This is a genomic window from Mycobacterium sp. (genome assembly GCF_025965855.1).
In the GTDB taxonomy this organism is placed as follows: domain Bacteria; phylum Actinomycetota; class Actinomycetes; order Mycobacteriales; family Mycobacteriaceae; genus Mycobacterium.
Genome location: NZ_JAOPWB010000240.1, coordinates 22,179 through 30,021 on the forward strand (window position 1 = coordinate 22,179; position 7,843 = coordinate 30,021).

Consider the following 7,843-nt stretch of genomic DNA (forward strand, 5'->3'; position numbering starts at 1 on the left):
AGGAATAGATGACTGACACCACGCTGCCACCTGGCGACGGGCCCACCGACCGGATCGAGCCGGTTGACATTCAGCACGAGATGCAGCGCAGCTACATCGATTACGCGATGAGCGTGATCGTGGGCCGCGCGCTCCCGGAAGTGCGCGACGGCCTCAAACCCGTACACCGCCGGGTTCTCTACGCGATGTACGACTCGGGGTTCCGCCCGGACCGCAGCCACGCCAAGTCGGCGCGGTCGGTGGCCGAGACGATGGGTAACTACCACCCGCACGGCGACGCGTCGATCTACGACACGTTGGTCCGCATGGCCCAGCCGTGGTCGCTGCGGTACCCGCTCGTCGACGGGCAGGGCAACTTCGGCTCGCCCGGCAACGATCCGCCAGCGGCGATGCGCTACACAGAAGCGCGGCTGACACCGCTGGCGATGGAGATGCTACGCGAAATCGACGAGGAGACAGTCGATTTCATCCCGAACTACGACGGTCGGGTGCAGGAGCCGACGGTCCTGCCCAGCCGGTTCCCCAACCTGCTGGCCAACGGTTCGGGCGGTATCGCGGTCGGCATGGCGACCAACATCCCCCCGCACAACCTGCGCGAGCTCGCCGAGGCGGTGTTCTGGTGTCTGGAGAACCACGACGCTGACGAGGAAGCCACCTTGGCTGCCGTCCGCGAACGAGTCAAGGGGCCGGACTTCCCCACTGCCGGTTTGATCGTTGGGTCCCAAGGGATTCACGACGCTTACACCACGGGACGCGGGTCCGTCAGGATGCGTGGCGTAGTGGAGATCGAAGAGGACTCGCGCGGGCGCACCTCGATCGTCATCACCGAGCTGCCCTATCAGGTCAACCACGACAACTTCATCACCTCGATCGCCGAGCAGGTCCGCGACGGCCGGCTGACCGGCATCGCCAACGTCGAAGATCAGGGCAGCGACCGCGTCGGTGTGCGAATCGTCGTCGAGATCAAACGCGATGCGGTGGCCAAGGTTGTGCTCAACAACCTCTACAAGCACACCCAGCTGCAGACCAGCTTCGGTGCCAACATGTTGTCGATCGTCGACGGGGTGCCCCGCACGCTGCGCCTCGACCAGATGATCCGCCACTACGTGGCGCACCAACTCGACGTCATCATCCGCCGCACCACCTACCGGCTGCGCAAGGCCAACGAACGCGCGCACATCTTGCGCGGTCTGGTCAAAGCGCTGGACGCGCTGGACGAAGTCATCGCCTTGATCCGGGCGTCGGAGACCGTCGACATCGCGCGGGCCGGCCTGATCGAACTCCTGGACATCGACGAAATCCAGTCCCAGGCCATCCTGGACATGCAACTGCGGCGCCTGGCGGCCCTGGAACGTCAGCGCATTGTCGACGACCTGGCCAAGATCGAGGCCGAGATCGCCGATCTGGAAGACATCCTGGCCAAGCCGGAGCGGCAGCGCGGGATCGTGCACGACGAACTCGCCGAGATCGTCGAAAAGTACGGCGACGACCGTCGTACCCGGATCATCGCGGCCGACGGCGATGTCAACGACGAGGACCTGATCGCGCGCGAGGATGTCGTCGTCACGATCACCGAAACGGGATACGCCAAGCGCACCAAGACCGATCTGTACCGCAGCCAGAAGCGCGGCGGGAAGGGTGTGCAGGGCGCCGGGCTCAAGCAAGACGACATCGTCGCGCACTTCTTCGTATCGTCGACCCACGACTGGATCCTGTTCTTCACCACGCAGGGGCGGGTGTATCGGGCCAAGGCCTACGAGCTGCCGGAGGCATCCCGGACGGCACGCGGTCAGCACGTCGCCAACCTGCTGGCGTTCCAGCCCGAGGAACGCATCGCCCAGGTCATTCAGATCAAGAGCTACGAGGATGCGCCGTACCTGGTGTTGGCCACCAAGAACGGGCTGGTCAAAAAGTCCAAGCTGACCGACTTCGACTCCAACCGCTCGGGCGGAATCGTGGCCGTCAACCTTCGTGACAACGATGAGCTCGTCGGAGCGGTGCTGTGCTCGGCCGAGGAGGATCTGCTGCTGGTCTCGGCCCTCGGTCAGTCCATCAGGTTCTCGGCGACCGACGAGGCGCTACGGCCGATGGGCCGCGCGACCTCCGGCGTGCAGGGCATGCGATTCAACGAGGACGACCGACTGCTGTCGCTGAATGTGGTCCAGGAAGGCCTCTACCTGCTGGTCGCCACGGCCGGCGGCTACGCCAAACGCACCGCGATCGAGGAGTACCCGGTGCAAGGCCGCGGCGGCAAGGGAGTCTTGACCGTGATGTACGACCGTCGGCGCGGCAGGCTGGTCGGCGCGTTGATCGTCGACGAAGACAGCGAGCTGTACGCGATCACCTCCGGAGGCGGCGTAATCCGGACGGCGGCGCGCCAGGTCCGCAAGGCGGGACGGCAGACCAAGGGCGTTCGGTTGATGAACCTGGGTGAGGGTGACACATTGTTAGCAATCGCGCGCAACGCCGAGGAAGCCGCAGACGAGGTCATCGGCGACGCCGATGACGCTGAGGATACGCAGGGCTAGCAGGTAACGATGCGGGCAAGCGGGGGTCCGCTCAAGCGTCCGGGCAACTAGACTCGGCCCGACGGCGACGCGGACCAAGCAGCGGTCCTCTAGACGGGCCGGGCTGGAGCCGGGCAATAGACTCGGGCCCGACCAGACATAATGCGACTGCCACCGCAGGCGGCCAGCGTAGAAGATCTAAGGAGTCGGGGTGACCTCACCGAACGAGCCGGGTGCCCCCAAACAGGGCGACGGCCTTAATGGGGACGGTGCGGCCGAGCGTGCCGGTGTACATCGCGCGGCGCCTGCGCAGACCGGCCGGATTCATGATGTGGGTGATCCGCCATCCCGGCAGCGCGGTGTCCCCCGGGCGTCGGTCCCGACGCATCGTGAGCCCGAACCGCACCCCGAGCCGCGGCCGCCCAGCGCGCCCACCGGCGCCGATGCCCGGCTGAACCGCTTCATCGCCGGCGCGGGCGCACCCGGGGCCGGCGCGTCCGCGCGTGTGAAGAAACCGCCGTACGAATTCGACCCGCCGCCGGCGCGGGGCGACGGCCCGCCCACCGAGGCCTACGCCAGCGAGCTGCCCGATCTGTCCGGGCCGACTCCGCGAGTCACGCAGCGCAAGCCGGCGCCGGAGCGCAGCGCGGAGGCGCCGGGCCCCTCGGTTTCGGGCCGGCCGACGACCACCGACAGCCGCGAAGGCCGCGAAAACCGGCCCCAGGTGTCGCGGCGAACCCGCGGCCCCGTTCGGGCCAGCATGCAGATCCGCCGGATCGATCCGTGGAGCGTGTTGAAGGTGTCGCTGCTGCTCTCGGTGGCGCTGTTCTTCGTGTGGATGATCGCCGTGGCCTTCCTGTACCTCGTGCTCGGCGGCATGGGCGTGTGGGCCAAGCTGAACAGCAACGTCGGCGACCTGCTGAACAACACCAGCGGCAGCAGCGGCGAACTGGTGTCCAGCGGCACGATCTTCGGCGGCGCCGTGCTGATCGGCTTGGTCAACATCGTCCTGCTGACCGCGATGGCCACCATCGCCGCCTTCGTCTACAACCTGACCACGGATCTGATCGGGGGCATCGAAGTCACACTGGCGGACCGCGACTAGTGCGGATCACGCGGTTTTGGGGGTCCGGCGGCGATTGCGGTAATCTCGTCGCTCGGCCGTACGCGAGTGCGGGCCTGTAGCTCAGGCGGTTAGAGCGCTTCGCTGATAACGAAGAGGTCGGAGGTTCGAGTCCTCCCAGGCCCACAACCATGTGCCCGTCCAGACGTTGCGTGAGGCTTGCATTGCCACTGGCGCTGGTCGCCGTAGTGGCGGCGGTGGCGCGGTCACGACGCGGGGTCGAGGTCTGGCACGTGGCGGTGGCTGATCCCCCCGATCACCCACCGAGCCACGAAGAGGGGCCTTAGCTCAGTTGGTAGAGCACTGCCTTTGCAAGGCAGGTGTCAGGGGTTCGATTCCCCTAGGCTCCACAAGAATAGATGCTGTTCAGCGACACGAAGTCAATGGGTCACCCCAGGCACGTCATACATGCCGTCAAGGTTGGGGCGATAGACTGGGCCTGTGGCGTCACTCCGGGTCCGTCGACGCAAGGACGGCAGCAGCTACACCGCTGTGCTCTACACCCTCCACGGCAAGCAGAGCAGTTTCTCCTTCAACGACCACGCAGAAGCTGTCGCCTTTCAGCAGCTCGCGAATCGGGTCGGCCCGGCCAAGGCCCTTGAGGTATGGCGCACCCGGCAGCCCACCGATGACGGCCATACCGTCGCGAGTTGGTGCGCCTATCACATCGATCACCTGACGGGCGTCAACCCGGCCACCCGCACCAAGTACCGTCGCTACGTCGCCAACGACATCGCGCCATCCCGGATTGGCCCCCTGCCGCTGACCGCCCTGTCCAACCACGACGTGGCCGCGTGGCTCAACAACCTACAAGGATCGGCCAAGACGGCCTCCAACAAGCATGGTTTCCTGTCCGGGGGACTGAACGCTGCGGTGCGCGCCGGGCGCATCCGGGCCAACCGGCCAGCGCCCTGAAGCCCGGCGACATCAACGTGGCCGAGGGCACCGTCGACATCCGGCGGGCGTGGCGCTACGTGGCCGGTGAAGGCTACCAGCTGGGGCCACCCAAGACGAGAAGAAGCACTAGGACCATCGACGTGGCCGCGACCACCCTGGTCAAGTTTGACCTGACCGGCGACTGGGTGTTCACCAACTCAGGACGGGGTGGGCACGGTGATGACGGCCCGGTGCGGACCTACAACTTCAACTCCAACGTGTGGGTTCCTGCGTTGGTCCGGGCCAAGGAAGCGGGCTTGACCAAGAGGCCCAGGGTGCACGATCTGCGACACACCAACGCCTCGTGGCTCATTCAGGCCGGTGTCCCGCTCCCGGTGATCCAGCGGCACCTCGGCCACCAAAGCATCCAGACGACGGTAGACAGGTATGGGCATCTGGACCGTAGGTCATCGCGGGTGGTCGCCGATGTCGTCGGCAAGGCCCTCCAGCCGATGGCGACGGAGGCGGGGCACTAGCTCGGCGGGCCGCCCGAACTGCTGATTGTAATTTCGCTATAGATTGCTATAGACCAAATGCGTTCGGACACTGAACATTTGAGTTGAATCGATCGGAAATCAGCCGTAAGATCGAAGGTGCGCGAGGCCCACTTCCCTTGTTACCCGCAAAGGGTTCGACTGCCTCAAGGGTGTACTTCATCCGGATTGTCCTGGGGTTTGCACTTTCTCAAGCTGCAGCATCGCGCCAACGGTGGCCCTAGGCGCAGTGCTCATCCCTATAGCAGCATCAACGAGACGAACAAATAAAGTGGAAAATTCATCACCCGATGAAAAGAACCGTCTGCCGCCGACTGGCCGAGTGGCCGCCGCAGGCAATCAAGCAGTGGCGGGTACGAGGGCCTTTGAGCTATCGAACTAACGTAGTAAACATTTGTTTGGGTGTCTTGGAGACGTTGATACCGCCGCCCCGCAGCAGCGCTGCTGGTCTCGGACTCCGGGATTCGACGACGTACTCGTAGGCGGTTGTTGTAGTCGCCGCATTGAACAGCCGTGGGGCGGAGCCGCTGTCATGTCACCTTTATCGCTGGTCGCGGGGTCTCCGTGTGGTGGTCGGGAAGTGCTCGGCGATCGCAGCGGCGATTTCGTAGAAGCGTTGGCGCGTCTTGGGTTTCATCTCATTGGCGAGGTCGATCACCCCACCCGGTCGCAGATGCGGATCGAAGGGCACCTCAATGACCACCTGGCCGTGGCTGGCGAATCGGTTCGCCAGGATGCTCCGAGTCCGTTTGTCGGCGTGTCCGTCGGAGTCGTTGAGGACCACCACAGTTCGACGAAGTAGATCGGCCAGTTCGTGGCTGGCCAGCCACTCCAGGGTTTGGCCTGCCGCCGATGCGCCATCCACCCAGGGCGAGGACACCACAATCAAGGCGTCAAGATCGCGCAGCACCTCCTGAGTGACCGGCACGTCGACCGACGCGCCGCAGTCCACGATCGAGATCGTGAAGTGGCGGTCTAGCCGCCAGACCGCTTCACGATAGATTGCGGGATCGAGCATGCGACGGCGTTGCGCAGTGATGGACTCACCGGCGAGCACAAACAGGCCCGCCGCGTTGCTGCCAACCCGGCTGCGCATGTCGGCGAAGGTGTCAAGGTGTTGGTCAGCGACGACATCCCAGTACGAGCTCATCACGTGCGGATCGACGCGGGCTCCCAGTTTGCCGAACGCGGTGTCAGCATCGATAGCCACCACACGATCGTCTTGGCGCAGGTCGGCCAAGACGGAGCCAACGGCTGCCGCGACGGTGGTCTTGCCGACCCCGCCCTTGCCCAACACGCCGATCTTGTAGTGGCCACGCAACAACGTGCGAATTTTGGCCTCCAGCTGCGCCTGCCGCAGCTCACGCGGCGATTGACCGAGGTTGACCAATCTGAACGTGGCGGTGTAAACCAGTCGACGCCAGCCGCGTCCGGGTGGCACCTTGCGCATCGGCACCAACTCGCTGGTCCGAATGCTGTCGACGTAGTTCCCACCAACGGGTGGCGCGGCAGGACCATACGACCCTTGGCCACCAGCGCTGGGGTCCGTCGATGGCTCGTTTGGCGGTGCAGGTTGCTGCGATGGCTGCGGTGGCTGGTTGGTTCGCGGCCTACCCGACATGCGGGCTTCCTTGCCGTAACCCATGCCTGGCGGCGGCTGATGCCACTGCGCCGTTTCCGGCGGAACGCCAGGTGGTGCGGAGTGCTGGCCACCTTGTCGTTCGGGCGGCCCCGACCACCGCTGCGGCGGCGTATCTTCGGGCGGACCAACGGGCGGCTCATCGGGCGCAGGCACCGGGCCTTCCAGCGCGAAGTCGTCGTGGTCAGTCACGCCTGACAGATTACGTCGATTTCCAGCCTTGACGAGTCCACCGATAGGCCCGGCACTTAGCCACAAGGCGCGTCGGCGACTCGTAGCGCCGCCGGTCGCTTCGCCTAGGCCTTCACCTTGTCGAGCATGGCAGCGACTAGCTGCTCTGCGTCGTGTCCGGCCACGCTGGGGTCCCCTCTGGTCGTACCGATGGGAAAGTCGGCCCACAGGCAAGTGCATGCCTCAACAACGACGTTGGCGCGCACGCCGAGGCGCATCCACGGTGTAAGGTGGAAAGCCACCAAAAGCAATGGCGCACATGCCCGCCCGCGTCGTCGTGAGTCATCACTGGAGGTGCCAGTGCGTTTCTTCCTGCTCGGCGCGGCTGTCGTATTGCTGGTCGCCGCTAACAGCTGCTCGCGTACCCCTTCCACCCGCGAGCCGTTGGGAGTCCCGCCTAACCTCCCGTCGAGCACAATCGAATCACCATCGACTAGTCCTGGAACCGGATTACCTCAAGCTCAGCACTACGCCGCCAACGTCTCAGTCGTAAAATACTGCTTGTGCGACGGCCTTCGTAATCAATTTATGGTGAAGATCAAGCTGAGGGTGACGAATGTTGGCAGTTCGCCTATCAATGCTTCGATTGCGAATATGCGTCTGATGGTTGCAGGCGACATGCCGGGGGCATGGACGGCCAATCAACCCGTGGCGTCACCATCTGCGGTGAACATTGAAGGACGTGTGTACAGCGATGTCGCTGGCGAAGTACTCGGCAGCGTCTGCGACGTCGCTGGAATGCCCCATACGGCCACCGATCGGGCGAAAGTTTTCCATCAGCTGGTGATACGGATGGTCATCGCCCATGTCGGTGAAAACGCCGGCGTCGGTGATGACGGTGGGCAGAACCGTGTTCACGGTCACTCCGCGGCGGCCGATCTCCTGCGCGAGGACGCCAACCGCATAGCGCGCA

6 protein-coding genes and 2 tRNA genes are annotated in these 7,843 nt (G+C 64.8%); 6 read left to right on the forward strand and 2 right to left on the reverse strand.

Translation table 11 applies throughout. The annotated features are described in order from the left end of the window. The first annotated feature begins 8 nt into the window (after nt 1–8). From gyrA to JWP83_RS20595, 6 genes are all read left to right on the forward strand, one after another. Nucleotides 9–2,528, forward strand: coding sequence for a DNA gyrase subunit A (gyrA, locus tag JWP83_RS20570; protein WP_297733909.1), 2,520 nt, complete (start codon nt 9–11; stop codon nt 2,526–2,528). Nucleotides 2,529–2,718: 190 nt separating this feature from the next. Further along, complete coding sequence (locus tag JWP83_RS20575) at nt 2,719–3,612, forward strand: DUF3566 domain-containing protein (RefSeq protein WP_297733912.1); 894 nt, start codon at nt 2,719–2,721, stop codon at nt 3,610–3,612. A 70-nt stretch (nt 3,613–3,682) separates the two neighbouring features. Then, nucleotides 3,683–3,756 (forward strand) — tRNA-Ile (locus JWP83_RS20580). A gap of 151 nt (nt 3,757–3,907) precedes the next feature. Further along, nucleotides 3,908–3,980, forward strand: a tRNA-Ala gene (locus JWP83_RS20585). A 91-nt stretch (nt 3,981–4,071) separates the two neighbouring features. Further along, nucleotides 4,072–4,545: a hypothetical protein gene (locus tag JWP83_RS20590; protein ID WP_297733916.1), complete on the forward strand. Its 474-nt coding sequence runs from the start codon at nt 4,072–4,074 to the stop codon at nt 4,543–4,545. Nucleotides 4,546–4,562: 17 nt separating this feature from the next. Continuing rightward, nucleotides 4,563–5,042, forward strand: a complete 480-nt coding sequence (locus JWP83_RS20595; RefSeq protein ID WP_297733919.1) for a site-specific integrase — start codon at nt 4,563–4,565, stop codon at nt 5,040–5,042. 559 nt (nt 5,043–5,601) lie between these two features. Here JWP83_RS20595 and JWP83_RS20600 read toward each other — a convergent pair. Together JWP83_RS20600 and JWP83_RS31320 are read right to left on the reverse strand one after the other, a co-directional pair. After that, complete coding sequence (locus JWP83_RS20600) at nt 5,602–6,891, reverse strand: MinD/ParA family protein (RefSeq protein WP_297733922.1); 1,290 nt, start codon at nt 6,889–6,891, stop codon at nt 5,602–5,604. Nucleotides 6,892–7,584: 693 nt separating this feature from the next. Next, nucleotides 7,585–7,794: a hypothetical protein gene (locus JWP83_RS31320; protein WP_367185655.1), complete on the reverse strand. Its 210-nt coding sequence runs from the start codon at nt 7,792–7,794 to the stop codon at nt 7,585–7,587. Nucleotides 7,795–7,843: the final 49 nt, after the last annotated feature.